This is a genomic window from Cytobacillus solani (assembly GCF_001420595.1).
Lineage (GTDB): Bacteria > Bacillota > Bacilli > Bacillales > Cytobacillaceae > Cytobacillus > Cytobacillus solani.
On record NZ_LJIX01000006.1, the window covers coordinates 2,652,578 to 2,670,483 of the forward strand.

Here is a 17,906-nt window from a genome sequence, read left to right on the forward strand (position 1 = left end):
GGTGGAACAAGGTTTCAATTAATATCCCCTAAATAAACTGGAGATTTTTCATCAAAAAAATGTTTCACTATATATTTTCTAAACTCTTTTAGATATAATCTGTATTGAAGCAAATCATTAATATGTATCCATTCAATCCCAACTTGGTAGCTATCAGGTTTAGTAGGTTTTATGTAGTTATTCATTTCATTTTTGAGTCTACAAACAAAATAATATTCAACTTGGTGAACATTAAAATCAAATGAAGAATGCTCGTGGTTTTTACCAATATACTCACGAATATGGAGAAGTTCTCCGATTTCTATTTGCTGTCCAACCTCTTCAATACACTCTCTTATTAAAGCGTTATGAAGTGTTTCTCCGTGTTCTTGTCCTCCACCAGGGAAAAGATAAAAGTACCCCTCATTATCTTGATTTTTTGTTAGTAAAATCTTGGCATCCTTAATGATAATAGCTTTTGCTGAGTTTCTAATATGCACTTAAATCTCCCCTTTTTTATCTCTCCATATTTTACAACAGAAACAATTCTTTCGGGTTTATCTTATAATGTCTTATTCAACTATTTGGCCCAAAAATGAAAAAGGAGCGCTAATCATTGTTCTGATCTGACCCCTGTCAAGTAGACACAAAAAATAAGCGCAGTTAAAAAGCCTAACTTCTATATTCGATAGGAGTCAGGTTGTTTAGCTTGTTTTGAAACCTTTCGTGGTTATAAAAGAGAATGTAGTCTTTAATAGCCCTTCTAACCTCTTGTGAAGTTTTAAAAGAATGCAGGTTAAAACATTCTGTTTTTAAATGACTAAAGAAATTTTCCATACTAGCGTTATCCCAACAGTTGCCCTTTCTAGACATACTAGCTTTCATTTTATTTCTTGTAAGTAGCTGATTATAGTTATGGGACGTGTATTGGTATCCTTGATCACTATGGAGAAGGATTCCCTTTACATTCCTTCCTTTTATGGCTTTTTTTAGAGTATCCAAGACTATTTTATAATCATTGCGTCTACTAATTTGGTACGCAACAACTTCGTTATTATATAGGTCTTTGATGGCAGACAAGTATAGTTTCTGTCCATTGAAAATGAGGTACGTAATATCAGTTACCCACTTTTCATTAGGGCGAGAAGCGTAAAAAGCTCTATTTAAATAATTATTCGAAATAAGATAGGGTTCTTTCTTTCCGTAATAAATTCGTTTCTTCCTGATAATGGCTTTAATACCTAGTTCACTTAGTATCCGTTGAACTTTTTTGTGATTAATGTGAATATCATAGGTCCTCTTTAACCAAATTTGTATTCTTCTATAGCCATAGATGCCCTTATATTTCTGATGGCATTCTATTATTTTCTGCTTTAGCATCTCATCCTCTATCTGCCTTTCCGAAGGAAATGCTTTACGCTTTACCCAATTGTAGTATCCACTTCTTGATACTTTAGCCAGATGGCAAAGCAGTTGTATAGAATGATTTGATAAATCATCAATGATTTGAAATAGAATACTAGGTTCTAAATCAAGTCCCCCTTTCACATCTTTAAAAGCTTTTTTAATAGTTCGTTCTCAGCTTCTAATCGCTTTATTTTCTTTTGAGGATTTTCAATAGTAGATGAAGAGACTTTACCAGACCCACTTTTTCTTCTGCGTTTCTCTCTAAGGCCACAATTCCATCTACATTAAACTGTTTAACCCACCGTTGTATGTTTTTTCGATGAATGTTTAATTCTCTGGAAACAGCTGAATAATTCTTCTTTTGATGATATAAATCCAACGCTTTTTTCTTAAACGATATATCATAAGTCTCTGCTTTTTTCTCCATAAAAAATACCCCCTCCTAGTAGACAGATTAATGCGCCTTTTTAAATGTGTCTACTATAAGGGGAGCATACCAGTTCCAGGATAGCGCCATTTTTTAGAATAAGCTGCATATTATTACACAAGGCCTTCATGGATTCAGACCCTGTTCAAATCATAACTAATAAACAAAATTCCTTGTACAAGGGTTGCGCCCTACGGTAGTTCCTTTTACTGTATGTAGACTACACTTTTATTCCTAAAAAGCATTTGTTAATAAGAAATTGGCGATGGGGTACTAATTTAATTCGTTTAACTGTTCCCATTCACTTAAATACATACGCTTTGACATATTTTTAGGGTTTTCAAGTTTACATATAAATTCTAAACTGTTCCCATCTGGGTCATTAAAGTGGATTTTGGCATGAGCCATGCCATTATGTGCCATTACAAATGGTTCAACTGGTTTAAAGCCAAATGCCTCTCTGGGTTCATATCCTTTTTCATTCAACCAAGCAACAGAATTTTTTAACCCATTTAAAGAAACTTGAAAAGCTATGTGCTTTATAGAAGGGTGATATTCAAGTTCAACTTTGTTTGTTTCCCATAGCCCCAACCAACTTTTATTCTTTTCAATCCATAAGAACGCCAAGCTGTCATCATGACTATGGGATAATTCCAAACCAAGTCCTTTGTAATATTCAATTGAACGTTTTAAATCACTTACTGGTAAATGTGCTTCATATAATCCTAGTATCATTTTAAGACCTCCTTGAAATTAAGGTTATCATTTAGACAAATAAATAACTTCATAGAAAAGTCCCAAACTTCCTACGACTTTAGTTGTAACCATGACCTTCGGAATTTATATTAGCCTTTACATATAAATGGTCTGAAATTAAGGATGATATCCCAGGTTATAGATAGGCTAATCCTGATTTTGTTCATAAAATAGAAGAAGGAAGACCTATTATCTTTTTTTACATTTTATCATTATAAAATTCATTGGAGGTTTATTTTTCATGTCCTTACTTTGCTCGTCAATTTCTGAGATCTCTATCAGTCCAAATTCTTGTTTGATGGAGTCAGAATCATAAAAAACATTTTTACAACTTCCATTATCTCAAAATAGTCTTTTATCCAATAGTTTGCCCTTACCAAACATTGGGGCTTTTTTTGAAACAGTCGTAAAAATCATATATCCATTTGGCTTTAAGTGATTATAGCAATCTTTAATAAACTTCTCTCTCATGCTTATTCAATAAGTGAATCATGGGAGAATATACCATTGTAAAGTTTATCATCAAAAGGCATGTCAGTTACTGAACCATGAAAAATTCTACTATCAAGCCCATTTTCCCTTGCCAAATCAATTGCTGTTTTTGAAATCTCAATACCTGTAACTTTTATACCGTTTTCAATGAAAACCTTCGCATTTCTACCATATCCAATACCTGGTAGAAGCATATCCTTAACATTCCTTTCAGGGAAAAAGTCCTTTATTAGGATTGCGGAGTCTGTAGGCATTAACGGTATGTATTCTCATATATATTGCCATTGACTTGTGATTATCATTTCAATTTCAGCTTATTAATCCGGCAATCGTTTTTTTACTCAAGTACTCGGCTAACCATTGTGATTCTAGTAAAACTGCATTTTCATCAAACAATCGTTTAATACCGCTATGGTCAACCTTCATTTTAAATTGACCAACAACCATTTTAGAAATGATGTTCCGTGTTTGCCTTCCTACAGCTTCCCTATATGCAAGAAATGAATCAAAATTGATTGTTGCACTTAACTTAGCAATGTCTTCAAAGGTCATATCATTATCTGAATGAGAGAATTCATTATTCATTTTTTCTTGCCAGCTGTCAGTGAAAAGAATTTGCTGATCATTTGCGACCAATTTATTCATAGTCATTTCATTGATTCGGCCAATATGCCATATGTGCCATACGATTGAGTTTAAAAGTTAAAATAATATATTTAAATTTCAGCAGTTTTATTGATTTATATAATATAGAACATGCTTATTTAATGGACTATTCTTTTCAACTTTGGGATGATCAAAATTATTTATAAAACTCAAACCGATTTTTTTCATTACATTTATCGAAGGCTTATTAATTTCTGCTGTAAAACTGTATACATCACGAAACCCCAATTCATTAAATCCGTAGTGCAAACATGCTCCGGCACCCTCTGTTGCATATCCTTTTCCCCATGCTTCTTTTTTTAGTCGCCAGCCAATTTCTATACATGGTGTAAAATCAGCCTCGAATATTGCCCTATGGAATCCTATAAACCCCATAAATTCTTTATTTTCCTTTTCCTCTACGGCATATAACCCAAATCCGCATTCGTTAAATTCAGATACAATTGATTGATAAAACTTATTTGTTTCTTCGGCTGATAAGGTTTTAGGAAAATACTTCATAACTTTTACATCCCTATTTAATCGCCTAAATGGCTCTAAATCAGTTTCTTCCCAGTCGCGTAAATGCAATCTTGATGTTTCAATATATATCATTGTGCACCTCCGTAGAAAGTATGATTGGTTGTTTTACAACAAATTTGTTTTAATAAAGAATCATTAAAAAGATAGTATATAATATCCCATTAGTTGTCCCGCTCTTCAATTTCTTTATTTCAAGTCCTTCTTTTTATACCAAACCTTTGGATCGGCTACACTAAGTTAGACAGAAATTATAAGGTCAAGTAGACTACAGATAATTTAGTGGAATAAGAAAAAAAGCTTCCTTATGAAGACTGTTTCATCCTAATGTATCCTGTGAGGATATCTATTTATTAATCATAAAACCCTAAAATCTTTCTTACTTTCTCCAAGAATATAGTGTGAAAACCACATCAAATTTTGCTTCATAATAGCCACATTCATTCCTGGATGGTCAGAACTATATGCCATTCCTTTAAATATAATTAATTCTGTATCAACTTCCATATCCCTTAATCCTTGATATAGCTCATATGCATTTGGAGTTGGAATTCTTGCATCCTTTTCACCATGTTGGATTAAAGTGGGAGTACAGGCTGATTTAATATATGTCATTGGTGATGTTTTAGTATATATCTCTGGATCATTCCATGGATTATTTCCTAAATACATCCTAATAAAGTAAGGGATATCTGTATTTACATAATGGGTACTCCAATTAGTAATTCCACCTCCAACTGAAATAGCTTTAAATCTACTACTAAATGTAGAACAGAAAGCTGATATATATCCACCGTTGCTCCATCCCATAACGCCTACTCTATCTTTATCTGCAATCCCTCTGTCAACTAGTTTATCCACTCCAGATATAACATCATCGTAGTCAGCAATTCCCAATTTCCTATAGTTTGCTTTTAAGAATTCATTCCCATACCCAGAACTCCCCCTATAGTTTGGTTCTAAAACGATAAAGCCTTTTTCGATAAACTGTTCAATAGGATATTTCTCATTAAAACAGTCTGAAAATATTGGAAAGGATGCCCAAGCCGGACCACCATGGATTACCACTAATAAGGGATATTTTTTATTTGCGTCAAACTCTACTGGGGTTGTTAAAACTCCCTCTATTTCAAGACCATCACTACTTTGCCATGAGATTACTTCCCTGTTACTTATAAGCTTTCCTTTGAAAAAGCTATTTTCATTCGTTATTTTTTTATCGTCTAAATAGATTTCAAAGGTTTCATTTGTTATAGCCATATTATAGGATATATGATTTCCATCCCTTGTTATAGAAGCATCCATTATGAAGCTATCTACTTTTTCGCTTAACATTTCCACAGTGCCATTCTCAGATAACAACCCAATATGATAATTAGTTTTATTCTGCCATCTAATTAAAATTCCTTTAGCTGTCCACCGTAATGGAATAACCGTACTATCAAAATCTGTTAAATGCTGAATTAGCTCTCCATTATTAATATCATATATCTCTAGTGTACTGTCTTGTATATGGGTCTTATAGTAATCCTTCTCCCTTATACTTGCTGAATAACAAATTTTGCTACCTTCAGGAGAAATGCAAATGCTCCCTCCCAACAACTTATCTATATTCATCTTTTGTAGCTCTCCAGCTTTAATATCTAGTATGTATAGATCTCCATTTATATAATCTCCCATATTTGGGCTTGGTGTAGCCATAAATACAACCTTATTCCCATCATTTGAAATATCAAATTCTAGGATATGAAAATCATTACCATCAGTTAGTTGATAAACAACGCTATTTTCGTGGTCATCTTTATCTTCACCAGCTCTATCAAAACTTTCTTGGTGTTGATATTTATCATTTTGTATCACTTTTTCTATTTCAATGTAATATAAACAATCATTCTGGTATTCCTTACCTATATGATGGAAATCTCCATATAGTTCCTTACGTTTCTTTATCGCCTCAGATTCTTTTGACTGTGCAACATAATAAAAACCCTTGCCAGTTGGCTCCCATTTGAATTTACTGACCCCTTCTTTCTCATCAGTAATTTGAACCCCACTATAACCATCTATTGACTTAACAAAGATCTGATTTTTCTTATTATCCCCGTCACCAACTGGGCTAAGGTATGCGATATCTCTAGAATCTGGAGACCATAATGGATATGTACTATCTATATCCCTAGTTGTTAATGGGTAACACTGCCCCTTATCTTTTTCATATATCCATACATGATTCCTATATTTATTGTCTTTCCAGTTAGCTGTCTTCTTGACAAATGCTACGTTTTTGCCATCACCACTTATATTTGTACCTGATAAGGTTGGTAATGAAATAATCTCTTCTATACTTAAATATGTTTTTTCATTCATTTTCTTTAATAAACCCCCTCGAAGCTATAATCAAATAGGCATAATCAAAAAATTAATTTATCATTTCTTGTTGCAAACTAGTTAATGACATAAAATTCTCAGTATTATTTTTGTCTAATTTATTATTTTTAAATTGCATCCAAAACCACTTTATACCATTTATTAAAAGTAAATCTTGATTAAACTAACTGTAAATACATAGTATATTTACGAGATTCTTATAGAAAAAGAATTCTTACTATAATATTGGATTCTTCCTCTGATTTACTTTTTCTTGTTGAATGATCCCTTGTGAAACTAAATATAAAGAAAATAGCAATAATAAATAACTTATCAATGGAAAGAAAAGTATCCATTGATAATAATATATGGTTGAGCGGAACTGTCCAATTAGCCCAGCCCATTCTTTGGTAATCGAAATAAAGACAGGCGGATCCATCCGAATGAAAGTACCGCCAAAAAACAAATTGAAGATCCCTAATTGACCAATCAAATGAAGAACTTGTATTACTTCATTCATAAAAATAATGTACATTTGACTTTTAAGGCTAGGAAGAATATGTTGTTTCGCAATATGTATTTTGTTCCCTCCCAACGATTGGGAAGCAGTAATATATAATTTTTTTTGCAATTCCATTGTTTTGCTGTAGACGTTTTCATAAACACCTATCACACCCAAAATAACCATTAAGGTGCCAACTATAGCACTTAATGTGAGTGGGCTCAAAACTGGCTCAATATTGATCCTGATTAAAATGAAATAAAGAATAATAAAGACTGGAAACCCGCTAAATATATTGATTTTCAACTTAGCACTTTTCGCTGGAAAGTTTAGAGAATTCTGATTTAATGCAACAAAAATACCAAGAGAACCCCCAATTATCACTCTTAATAAAGCTACGATAATTACTGTAAAAATAGTATATTTCGCACCATACAATAGCAGTGTCAGAATATCATACCCCCATTGGTCTGTTCCAAAGAGATGTTCCTTAGAAGGAGGAAATGGAGGAGCGGATAGCGTTCTTCCTTCTTCTGTAGAGTTATATTTTACTTCTGCTAGTTCATCTACTTTATAAGGAGCAAAAATAGGACCAAAGACAGCGATCAGCAAGAAAAAACTGATCATAATGAGGCCAATGATTAACTTTACATTCAATCTACCCATTTATAAAAATCCTCTCTACTAAGAAGATAAAAAGTATAATTGTCAATAGAGTTACAATGTATAATACAAAGAAAGACAAAAGTGTAATCACAACTAAATTATATTGATAACCAAAGTTATTGGGATATTCGAATAGAATTTCAGTCAATCCTCTTGTATTATATAAATACTCAATAATAAAAAGATTGCTAAGTGATATTCCTACAATTTTATACAAATCAGCTTTTAAGAAAGGAAGGACATTGCTAATTACATGGTTTAAATAAATATATCTTTTCGTTAATCCTTTCGCTTTTGCTGTTAAAATATAATCTTCTGTTAAAACCTCATATGTTTTATCATTCAATGTCCGAATCAAATAAAATAATGGCAAGATAGAAAGAGTAAATATCGGTAAAAAGATAGCTGGATCATCCATCGATAATGATGCTACCTTTAATACTTTAACTCCTGTTTTTTTATAAATATATGTAATTAATAATTGAAGTAAGAGCACAAGGATAAAATCAGGAATAATCCCGATAAAACCTAAAGCAGAATAAACCCATTTCTCACTTTTTTTCCAAAACCAAATTCCAAGAATAAAGGATAATATGATAACGATGAGCAATGATATTGATAAATAAAAGTAAGAAGAGAGAAAGAAACTCGAAAGATCACTTAATAAAAATCTCCTTCTGTCCCCTTGCATATAAAAATAAGATTCACCAGTAAATAACCCAATAATGAAATTTGCAATTTCATTAGGAATTTCAAGAGGCTGAAAAATCAACCTCCCGTCCATGTTGTATAGGTATAACGGTAGGGCAGCAAGAAAAAAGAGTAAGATTATGCTAGCAGCTTGAATAACAAAAAATTTTAGATAGCTCATATGCTAATCCCTACCTCAAAAGTTTTAAAATTTCACGAGAGCTGTTTATTCTAAATAACTTAGACACCAGTGCAATTCATTGGCATACACCTAATGGATTTCCGTCAGGGTCATAAAAAGTGAAAAACTTAGTATATCCTTCTCCACCAATCGGATTCACTTTGACACCTTGTTCAAGTAACACTCTGTATGTCACATCAATGTCTCGAGGAATAAAGTTATAGTATTTACCAACACCAAAGTCATTTTCAGGAAATTTCATTGGCTGATGGTTATTCGTTCGCACAAGACATACTACCGTTTGGGACTCTTCCGCAATCTTCATCACGGCAGCCTCTTCCTCAAGATAGATTAATTTAAATCCAAGATTTTCTTCATACCATTTTGATGATAATTTAGGATCCTTGACAGGTATAAATACACCTTCCATCCCTTTCAAAAGTGGTTGATTCATTCCCTTCCCTCCATTAAATATATAATCTATTTTTATTTCGCTTTTTCTACATTAAAATCCTTTTATTTACAGCCGCATTCCACTAATCTACCAAACACTAAGTAAAATTTCGACGATAAATCTTATTACTATAGCCATTCTATCCTTTAACTCCAATCTCCAATTTATCAAAGAGTATTCTTTACTCATTTTAGTAGAAAATTCTAACAAATAATAGGCATTAAAAAAACAGGCAGAAATTTTGTCTGCCTGTTTAAATTCTTAAAATAAGTATGATTCCCCATCATCTGGGACTAAAAACACTCCTTTACTTCTTGTTCATCAATCGCGACCTTTTGTTGAATAACTAAAAAAAGTTCTCAAACTAAAAAACATTTAATTCTTCTTTAATTAACGTCCACGTTAGCATAAGAAGTGAATAGTGTATCAATTTTTAATTAAGTGATTTTTTCTCCCAAATTTCAATCCATCTCCCTTCTGGATCAGAAATCCAAATAAATGTTCCATACTCGCTTTTTTCAGGCTCTTTAAGAAGAGGTATTCCAATTCTGTTGAAATGCTCCATCCAAGCTTCAATTTCTTCTACTTGAAAATTTAACATTACAGATTGTTCTTCAGGAAAATAATCACTTTCTTCATTAAAGAAAGAAAAGATCGTTTCGTTGTCAGCATCTGGTTTGATGACAGTTCCATTCCAATCTCCCATCGAAATTCCTAGTGTTTCTTTATACCAATTTTTTAATGCATCAATATCTTTTGATCTCAAAAAAATTCCACCGAAACCTTTTATTCTCATAGTCTGACCTCCCATTAAATATAATTTAAAAAATATCCTGCCAAGTTAGTTTAACGAATAATCTTTCACAAACACCATACTATCATAACCATAAGGATTCAATTTTTCTTGTTAATCTTCCTCGATTAAATGATTCTTTTTAAAAAAGGCGCGTTCTTAAATATTAAAAATTATTCTAATCTTTATTATGCTCTGTTAAACATTAATGTAGTTTAAATAAAATTAATAATTGATTATGTTGTTTCCAAGTGTAAACAAAAGAGGAATCATTGCTATTAATAGAATTCCTACAACAATTGTAGAAATCAGAACTTCCTTTATCGTAATATGCTTTGACGTTTGTAATTTATAAAGGATGACGGTATTAATAGGTATATTTAATAATAAGGCTGTAACAAGACCCGGAGCATAAGTTTTCAAAAAAATGGTAGCAATCAAATGTGGAAAAATGGCATTAAAAATCATAGAGCCCAAAAATCCAATAAATGCCCATTTTAATAGATTTGCATCAGGAAAACTTAAATAAAGAAAAGTAATTAAATAGGCAAGTGAAGTAATGATAAGTACTGCAAAATGAAATTCATTTGGTGTGACAGGCTTTTGTATAAAAAATCCTATTTGAGACCATTGAGGGAGCCATAATGCTTCTTCTAGATTATGTAATGTGATTGCTAAACAAAAGAAAATAGCATAATAACTTTTCATAATACTACCTCTTTTCCTTTCTTCCCTTAACAGTTAAACTATGAAATCAACTCGTTTTTAAGTAACCGTTTAATGGTTCTAATCTGACCGCGATGGCTAATCTCATCTTCCATCACGTGAAACCAGAGGTAGTAATTATTATAAGGAACACCATTCCCCCAGCAGTTTTCTTCAAATAACCAGATATCCTTTTTCGATTTAAGGAATGTTAAGGTCTTTTCTCTAACTTGAGATAATTCATCTATGTAATAATGAAGGGAATGTTTTTTTATTTTTTCTCTTGCCTTGTCCCCTAATTCTAATCCTCTTTATGATTGACCTCCCCTTAAGTACAATAACTTCAACAAACGAGTTCTTTAATCCTTCATGGAACAACCTTATATTTTACCCTTAAATGTTAAAGGTAAAATTGGAAATCTTCAAACACTTGATTTCCTACATTTATTTATTATTAGAAACAAATAATTCCTACTCTTTTTAATACCTACTCTTTAATTTTGGTTCAAAAAAAGCTACCTATAATGGCAGCTTAGATTCTATGTGTAGCAAGGCTAGCTTAGCTAGCTTAATAAACCGGTCTACTTATCATTATTTAAATCACGATCAAGAAATGATTTTTTGTTCTCTTCGACTCCATACTTTTTTTCGATTAATTGACCAACCACAGACTTGTTAATACCAGTTCTGACTGCTGTTGAAACTACTAAATACAGAATAAATAAGCCAACAATCAAAAGAATAATATTAACCACTAGAACTAAACTAGGTACACCAATATTAGCTAACATATTTTCCCCCCTGCTCTAATGTTAGCCGATTTTTACTATCAGCGGAGAAAATAAATTGAAAATTTTGGTACAACTTTTTACAACTATCTATAGATTTTCAAGTTCAGAGATTACTTTGTTATGCCTGTGCGGTAATTGGATGTTTAAAATACATAGGAAATTCAAGATTGCCAGTGTTCCTAATAAAAAGAACATTTTCGTTTTCAGATTTCTCCTTATGAACGCCAGCAAGATCGGGTGTAAAATGAAATACTGCTTTCGATGTCGTATCTGTACTCAATTGATCTATTATCCTCTCTAGATTTACTTGCTTACTAGAGATCACATCATAAAGATGAAGAGTTGTGCCTTCCGTCTCGTTGATAACAATAGCCGATTCCTGCTCCAGGTAGTACACATCCTCTGCGAAGACCTTCATTGCGTAAAACATATACAGTTCTTCATTCTCTTTCGTTTCGAAATGAGATGAAGGTTGCCTTCTTTTAGTACATTCGTAAATAAAAATTAAATCTCGAATTTTAGGTGGATTACTATTCCTTCTCGGCTGCACTTCTACACTATAAAGCGTTTCATCTGTTCTTTTAAAACCAAATTTCGGGTAAAAGTCCAGAACTGACTCATTGGTAAATAGATACATGATCTCTATATGCTTGTAGTCATTAAGCACTTTTTCCATGAGTTGTATTTCACCATCCATATTCTTCTAATCTAACATCAGACGATAGGAAAGTCTAGGCGGCAGTTGTGTTTTCCCTTGCCATTGTAGGTCTTGTCAAAGAAAATACAGCACATAGTAAGGCGATAATAACAATGACACTTCCAAACCAGGCCGTACTTGAAACGGTGCCGGTTTGGTTTAACACGATTCCGCCAATTGCCGATCCTAGAGAAATCCCGATTTGCAATGCGGAATTATTAAAGCTTTGCTGGATGTCTGACGTTACAGGATCCGTTTGAATCAAATAGCTTTGCTGCGGTGGGGCGAGGCTCCAACTTAATGCAGCCCAAACCATCATCACTGGTATGAATAAGGCAAGTGAGAAAGTCGTAAATGGCAATAAGCTTAAAACGATAGCGAATGCACTGATGACAATGATAATACTTTTATGTGGACCAATCCAATCAGAAAGTGTTCCACCAAATGCTCCTCCACTTACAGCTGCGATTCCAAATACAAAATAGCAAATACTAATCCAATTCGAATTTAAATGAAGATTTGTTTCCAAAAATGGCGTGAAATAAGCATAAAGTGTATAATGTCCGGCAAGCATAAATAAGGTTGCCAGATGAGCACTGCCAAGTTTTGCACTGGCAACTGCTTTTAATTGTTGTGTAAGTGGAATCGTTTTTTCCCCAGGAATACGCTCCAAAAATAGGGAAATCAACACCATTGATCCAATTGATAATACGGCGATTCCAAGGAATATGATACGCCATCCAAATGTATTTGAAATTAAGATACCTAATGGTACACCAAGCACAAGTGACGAACTAATTCCCATATAAATAAGCCCAAGAGCCTTTGCACGGTGAGCTGGAGCAACAACTTTCGCTGCAATCGTTAGAGAAAGTACAACGATTAATGCAGTACTTGTTGCGGTTAGCACCCTTGCGATCATCATAAAGGTAAAATTAGGACTGAAATATGTTAGTACATTACCAAGGAAAAAGATAAATAAAGAAGTTAGATATAGTTTCTTACGCTCTACTTTACTCGTTAATACAAGCAGAACAGGTCCGGCAATAGCATATATTAGAGCAAACACGGTAATCAGCTGTCCGGCAGCGCTTAATGAAATGTTAAAATCATCAGCGATCGTCGGCAAGATCCCGCCTACGACTAATTCAACCAACCCAACTGCAACAGTGGATAAGGCTAAAATAAAGATTTTCAAATTCATAATCTATTACTCATCCTTTCTAATGGAATCTAAAAGAAATAGGCTTGAAGGTCTTTTTTAGAAAACAAAAAAATCCAGATTACAAAAAATGATTCATTCATTTTCTGTAATCAGGATTTTTAAGGTTCCTGGTAGAGACCCTCAAGCCATATTCTTGAGGTTATACAGGTTATATTATATTAATTGTGATCACTTTGTACATATTACTACGCATCCTTCTATTTTTCAAGTAAAACATTCTTTCTACACCAAATTCAGTATATATACTACTCTCGATTATTCAAAAATAAATTTTTGCTTATCATAATCGGTTACGTAATCAAGAATTTACTGATACAATATTCCCAACATTCGAAATACCGACTGGAGGAGATTAAATTGTTCACTCTTTCTACGTTAAGTACATTCATAGTTATTGTTATTGGTTTATTTTTAATACCCGGTCCAGCCGTTATACTTATCGCCACTCGTACAGCACAAAGTGGCCGTAAAGCAGGAATTATTGCAGGTCTTGGAATCGCCACTGGGGATATTATTCATACACTATTTGCTGCAATTGGACTCTCAGCCATATTGATGACTTCATCACTTGCTTTTAATTTCGTAAAAATTATTGGAGCAGTCTACTTAATTTACCTAGGGTTAAGGGCGATTTTAGAAAAGCCAACAGATCTTCAATTACCAAATGACTCTCAGAAGAAAACGTCAAATACTTATAGCCAAGCAATCTTCATAGAAGTTTTAAATCCAAAGACAGCACTATTTTTTCTGTCATTCTTGCCGCAATTTGTTCATCCGGAGCAAGGCTCATCTTTTCTACAGTTTTTGATTCTTGGATTGATCTTCGTACTATTAGGAGCAATTTACACAACGATAGTAGCAATGAGTATACAGCTTTTAAGTCGCTTAGTTAAGCGAATATCCTGGATTGGCCATTGGAGCAGCAGGATTGTAGGAGTCATCTATATTAGTCTTGGTCTAAAAGTCGCGTTTCAGAGCCGATAGTCAGGAGAAATTACAACATAAAAGGCTGTCCATAGATTCCTTCTTGGAACAGCCTTGGACTGATATTATTTTATGTCATATTAATCTCAGAATCTATATGCTTCCCTTTTCTTATCTTCATTATCCAGGAATAAAGAATGGATAAAGCCTAAGTACCCTGTTAGAGGATAAACAGTACTGACTAATGTAATAAAGCCGATGAAGCTGGCACCGAAACCAGCAAAAACAAATACAGTAACGAATAAATTGAACTTTTGGCTTTCTCTCTTTACAAATCTTGCGGTGAATGCATATAACATGCCAACTGCCGTATTATAGATTTTTCCTAATTATAAAATGAACATTAACATACCAAAGACTGGAGAAATCTCATTAGCTAGAGCCAGGATCGGCAGAGTATTCCTCTCTATCCTTCTCTTTGATATTAAGAATACGTCTTCTCAAAAACAGTAAATTGCTTAATCGTTTCCAAATTGGGGTCATAACCGATACCAGGCATTTCCGGTATTGTAATCATTCCGTTTTCGACCACAACTTCTGGTTCAATTATATCCTTTTCCCAATATCTTGAGGATGCTGCTGTATCACCTGGCATGATAAAGTTAGAAAGAGTAGTTAAAGCAATATTATGGGCACGTCCGATACCAGCCTCAAGCATCCCGCCGCACCATACCGGTATACCAAGTTCTTGACAAAGATCATGAATTCTCTTTGCCTCTGTTAACCCACCAACTCGGCCAATTTTTATATTGATAATTTTGCAGCTGCCTAATTCAATTGCTTTTCTGGCATCTTCATAGGAATGAATGCTTTCATCTAAACATATCGGCGTACTGATTTCTCTTTGCAGGACAGCATGGTTTATAATATCATCCGAGGCTAACGGCTGTTCAATCATCATAAGATCAAATTCATCCAGTTGTTTTAATAAAGAAATGTCCTTCAGTCGGTAAGCAGAATTAGCATCAGCCATAAGAGGAACCTTTGGAAAGTGCTTTCTGACCTCTCTCATAACCTCTACGTCCCAGCCTGGCTTGATCTTCACCTTCATTCGCTTGTAGCCTTCATTTACATATTCTTCAATAAGACTCAGCAAGTCATCGAACGTATTTTGTATGCCAATGCTAATCCCAACGTCAATTTGGCTTTTCGATCCTCCGAGTGCTTTTGCAAGGGGAATCCCCTTTTGCTTGGCATATAATTCCCAGACAGCCCCTTCAAATGTGGATTTTGCCATATTGTTTTTCCGTATGGTTGAAAGCATGCCTGACACATCGTCAGGGTGTGAGATTTCTTTATTTAATAGATGGGGAATAATAAAGTCTTCAAGCATATGCCAATTCGTTTTTAACGTTTCTTCATTATACCAAGGGGAATGGAAGGCTACAGATTCCCCCCATCCGCTTAGACCGTTTTCATCCTTCGCTTCTAGTAAAAGAAATTCTTTATCCTGGAATGTTCCAAAGCTTGTTGTAAACGGGGATTTCATTCTCATTTTCATCTGACGTAAAACAACTTCTGTCACTTTCACCATCATAACCACCTTTATCCATTATTAAAATTTGAGTTTCTCTCTTGGAACCAATACATAATAATGGACTAGTTCCTTTTTTTCTTTCAATAAACTAACCATCGCATAATCTTTAGCAAATAGTAATGGCAAAACTTTTCTTATCGTTAAGCGCCAATTCAAAGCAAGCTGATGATTCTGCTTTTTAATTGTTTGAAAATTTGCCGGGATGGGGACGAGGATCGGTTCGTCTCTACTCTCAGGAATTAACTCTATATCTTCACATGGTACAAGTTCCGGAAAACCCTCCTCTGTCTTTCGCCACTGAAAAGGGCTATGCTTTTTCCTATATTCAATGACATTTGGTTCTTTAACATGTGAGCTAGTAATCCACCATTCTACCTTTAATCGATCCGATGGAAGTCCGTTATTCAAGTTATCTTCCATCTCCCCGTAACAATTTTCAACATAAGTGGAACAAATAGCATGTAATTTAGATAGATTTAAATAAGCATTTCTACTTTCAAGCGGATCAAATGTCCAAGTAATTAAGTCATACCCAAGCTCTGATGCAAATCTTTTTTGGTTCTCTTTTAACAGAGCGCCAATTCCTTTATCTCGATGCTTCGGATCAATGCCAAGCATATGCGAACATAAATATCCTTTGCCTTTTTGAAATCCTGCAAAACCATAGCTGAAACCAATCAGCTCATTTTCTAGAAATGCACCAAGCAGCAGACCGCCATTTTGCGAAGCCGTGATGGTTTGATGAACCGGAAGTGGATCCATATTCCAAATCTCACGCTCCAATTTTTGAATAAGATTCATATCAGCTGCTGTTTTTAAAATCCTAATCTCAATTTCCGAATTCACCGTGACTCCTCCATTCGATTTTCACGATTTTCTTCCAAAGTGAGTATGAGCGTTTTTGCCAGTATTTCCATTCCAGCGTATATGGCTTCTATATTAAAGGTCATTTTGGGATGATGAAGGCCTGGCTGTAAATCACACCCCAAGCCAAGCATGGTTGCTTTTATATGAGGTTTCTTTAATGTGTAAAAATGGAAATCTTCGCCCCCGCTCGAAATAATCGGAGGGGTCAAATGTTCTTCTCCGAGCACCTCGGTGATGGCTTTTTCCATAAAACTAACTGCTTCCAGATTAACGTGTGCTGCTGCAACGTTTGCTCCCGTCTCTAATGTAATTGTTACTCCATATAATTTTGCTAAGGATTCTGTTATATTTAAGATTTTTTCAGTCAATTCATTGATTACTTCATTCGTTTGCGCACGTAAATCTAGGCTAAAAGCTGCCTTTCCTGGAATAATATTCCCAGAGTCACTACCTGCATGAAATTTCGTCATTTTCGCTGAGTGAGGCACCATTGGATCTAAATGGATATTATTTATTTCATGAATAAGTGAAGCACCAATTTCAATCGCATTCTGACCAAGGTGGGGACGTGCTCCATGTGCGTCCTCCCCAATGATTTCTCCTGTCAAAAATCTAGCTGCCCCATGATAAATAGCCGCAGAGGCATACCCATTATGAAGCTCTTGAATCGGTCTAAGATGGACACTGTATAAATAATCCACATCATCTACTACACCTAGGTCGATCATCTTCAATGCGCCGGTGCCTTTTTCTTCAGCTGGCTGAAAGATAAATTTAAGTTTCCCATTTGCTGGAAAACCGATTTTTTGAAGAAGGAGAATTGCACCCATCCCCATTGTCATATGGGCATCATGACCACAGGAATGTATCGCCTGAAATTTACCGTCCACTTCCTGCCATAGTGCATCCATATCTGCCCTTAATGCCACACAAGGGCTGCCTTCCCCCACTTCTGCAACAAGTCCTGGACAATCTGCGAAAGTTTGTACTTGAAAGCCTTTTTCTTCTAAAAAACTCTTTAAATGCTCCGTTGTCTTATATTCCTTCCAGCTAAGTTCAGGATTTTGATGTAAGTGTGTAAATAGTTCGTTCATTTCCGGTTTTAGTAGTTGTACATATTCTTTCAATCTAACTTCCCCCTGACTTAATAAAAAAGTGGCAACATCTCGTTTTTCATAATAATCTTTTCTTTTTTCACCCC

19 protein-coding genes, 2 pseudogenes and 1 riboswitch are annotated in these 17,906 nt (G+C 34.3%); of the genes and pseudogenes, 1 reads left to right on the top strand and 20 read right to left on the bottom strand.

The annotated features are described in order from the left end of the window. Window positions 1–14: 14 nt before the first annotated feature. From AN957_RS15065 to AN957_RS15140, 17 genes and pseudogenes are all read right to left on the bottom strand, one after another. Complete coding sequence (locus tag AN957_RS15065) at window positions 15–479, bottom strand: NUDIX domain-containing protein (protein WP_056684941.1); 465 nt, start codon at window positions 477–479, stop codon at window positions 15–17. A 172-nt stretch (window positions 480–651) separates the two neighbouring features. Next, window positions 652–1,527, bottom strand: coding sequence for an IS3 family transposase (locus AN957_RS15070; protein ID WP_172797643.1), 876 nt, complete (start codon window positions 1,525–1,527; stop codon window positions 652–654). A 46-nt stretch (window positions 1,528–1,573) separates the two neighbouring features. Further along, window positions 1,574–1,813, bottom strand: a complete 240-nt coding sequence (locus tag AN957_RS15075; RefSeq protein ID WP_231690080.1) for a helix-turn-helix domain-containing protein — start codon at window positions 1,811–1,813, stop codon at window positions 1,574–1,576. 273 nt (window positions 1,814–2,086) lie between these two features. Further along, window positions 2,087–2,548 (bottom strand): VOC family protein, encoded by a 462-nt coding sequence (locus AN957_RS15080; RefSeq protein ID WP_053476279.1) that lies wholly within the window; start codon window positions 2,546–2,548, stop codon window positions 2,087–2,089. Window positions 2,549–2,758: 210 nt separating this feature from the next. Further along, a pseudogene (locus tag AN957_RS15085) lies at window positions 2,759–3,315 on the bottom strand (class I SAM-dependent methyltransferase). A gap of 55 nt (window positions 3,316–3,370) precedes the next feature. Then, on the bottom strand, window positions 3,371–3,706 hold the full coding sequence (locus tag AN957_RS15090) for a hypothetical protein (RefSeq protein WP_053476280.1): 336 nt from the start codon (window positions 3,704–3,706) through the stop codon (window positions 3,371–3,373). Between the two features lie 87 nt (window positions 3,707–3,793). Then, window positions 3,794–4,321 (bottom strand): GNAT family N-acetyltransferase, encoded by a 528-nt coding sequence (locus AN957_RS15095; RefSeq protein ID WP_053476281.1) that lies wholly within the window; start codon window positions 4,319–4,321, stop codon window positions 3,794–3,796. Window positions 4,322–4,603: 282 nt separating this feature from the next. Next, window positions 4,604–6,613 (bottom strand): S9 family peptidase, encoded by a 2,010-nt coding sequence (locus AN957_RS15100; protein ID WP_053476282.1) that lies wholly within the window; start codon window positions 6,611–6,613, stop codon window positions 4,604–4,606. Window positions 6,614–6,851: 238 nt separating this feature from the next. Further along, a complete protein-coding gene (locus tag AN957_RS15105) occupies window positions 6,852–7,781 on the bottom strand; it encodes an ABC transporter permease (protein WP_053476283.1) in 930 nt (309 codons plus the stop codon). Beyond that, on the bottom strand, window positions 7,774–8,553 hold the full coding sequence (locus tag AN957_RS15110; RefSeq protein ID WP_245637791.1) for an ABC transporter permease subunit: 780 nt from the start codon (window positions 8,551–8,553) through the stop codon (window positions 7,774–7,776). The genes AN957_RS15105 and AN957_RS15110 overlap by 8 nt, the downstream gene beginning before the upstream one ends. A gap of 175 nt (window positions 8,554–8,728) precedes the next feature. Next, window positions 8,729–9,106: a VOC family protein gene (locus AN957_RS15115; RefSeq protein WP_056684945.1), complete on the bottom strand. Its 378-nt coding sequence runs from the start codon at window positions 9,104–9,106 to the stop codon at window positions 8,729–8,731. A gap of 433 nt (window positions 9,107–9,539) precedes the next feature. Further along, window positions 9,540–9,902 (bottom strand): VOC family protein, encoded by a 363-nt coding sequence (locus tag AN957_RS15120; RefSeq protein WP_056684948.1) that lies wholly within the window; start codon window positions 9,900–9,902, stop codon window positions 9,540–9,542. Window positions 9,903–10,124: 222 nt separating this feature from the next. Next, complete coding sequence (locus AN957_RS15125; RefSeq protein ID WP_053476287.1) at window positions 10,125–10,607, bottom strand: HXXEE domain-containing protein; 483 nt, start codon at window positions 10,605–10,607, stop codon at window positions 10,125–10,127. A gap of 38 nt (window positions 10,608–10,645) precedes the next feature. Continuing rightward, window positions 10,646–10,909: pseudogene (locus AN957_RS26960) on the bottom strand (hypothetical protein); the annotation flags it as partial. A 276-nt stretch (window positions 10,910–11,185) separates the two neighbouring features. After that, window positions 11,186–11,395 (bottom strand): hypothetical protein, encoded by a 210-nt coding sequence (locus tag AN957_RS15130; protein WP_056684951.1) that lies wholly within the window; start codon window positions 11,393–11,395, stop codon window positions 11,186–11,188. A 118-nt stretch (window positions 11,396–11,513) separates the two neighbouring features. After that, entirely contained in the window at window positions 11,514–12,071 is a 558-nt protein-coding gene (locus AN957_RS15135) for a hypothetical protein (protein WP_053476289.1), read from the bottom strand. Window positions 12,072–12,126: 55 nt separating this feature from the next. Continuing rightward, window positions 12,127–13,296 (bottom strand): MFS transporter, encoded by a 1,170-nt coding sequence (locus AN957_RS15140; RefSeq protein WP_053476290.1) that lies wholly within the window; start codon window positions 13,294–13,296, stop codon window positions 12,127–12,129. An 87-nt stretch (window positions 13,297–13,383) separates the two neighbouring features. Further along, window positions 13,384–13,484, bottom strand: a riboswitch (purine riboswitch). Between the two features lie 190 nt (window positions 13,485–13,674). On the opposite strand from AN957_RS15140, the gene AN957_RS15145 reads away from it, so the two are divergent. After that, window positions 13,675–14,301 (top strand): LysE family translocator, encoded by a 627-nt coding sequence (locus AN957_RS15145; RefSeq protein WP_056684954.1) that lies wholly within the window; start codon window positions 13,675–13,677, stop codon window positions 14,299–14,301. 424 nt (window positions 14,302–14,725) lie between these two features. Here AN957_RS15145 and menC read toward each other — a convergent pair whose 3' ends face one another. Genes menC through AN957_RS15165 form a run of 3 tightly spaced genes read right to left on the bottom strand, consistent with a single transcriptional unit; the run spans window position 14,726 to window position 17,832 of the window. Then, window positions 14,726–15,832 carry an o-succinylbenzoate synthase gene (menC, locus tag AN957_RS15155; protein WP_056687201.1) on the bottom strand — a complete coding sequence of 369 codons (1,107 nt, stop codon included), beginning with the start codon at window positions 15,830–15,832 and terminating at the stop codon, window positions 14,726–14,728. Window positions 15,833–15,856: 24 nt separating this feature from the next. Further along, window positions 15,857–16,684 carry a GNAT family N-acetyltransferase gene (locus AN957_RS15160; RefSeq protein WP_231690082.1) on the bottom strand — a complete coding sequence of 276 codons (828 nt, stop codon included), beginning with the start codon at window positions 16,682–16,684 and terminating at the stop codon, window positions 15,857–15,859. Beyond that, on the bottom strand, window positions 16,681–17,832 hold the full coding sequence (locus tag AN957_RS15165; RefSeq protein ID WP_053477549.1) for a M20 peptidase aminoacylase family protein: 1,152 nt from the start codon (window positions 17,830–17,832) through the stop codon (window positions 16,681–16,683). Before AN957_RS15165 ends, AN957_RS15160 begins: the two co-directional genes overlap by 4 nt. Window positions 17,833–17,906 lie beyond the last annotated feature (74 nt).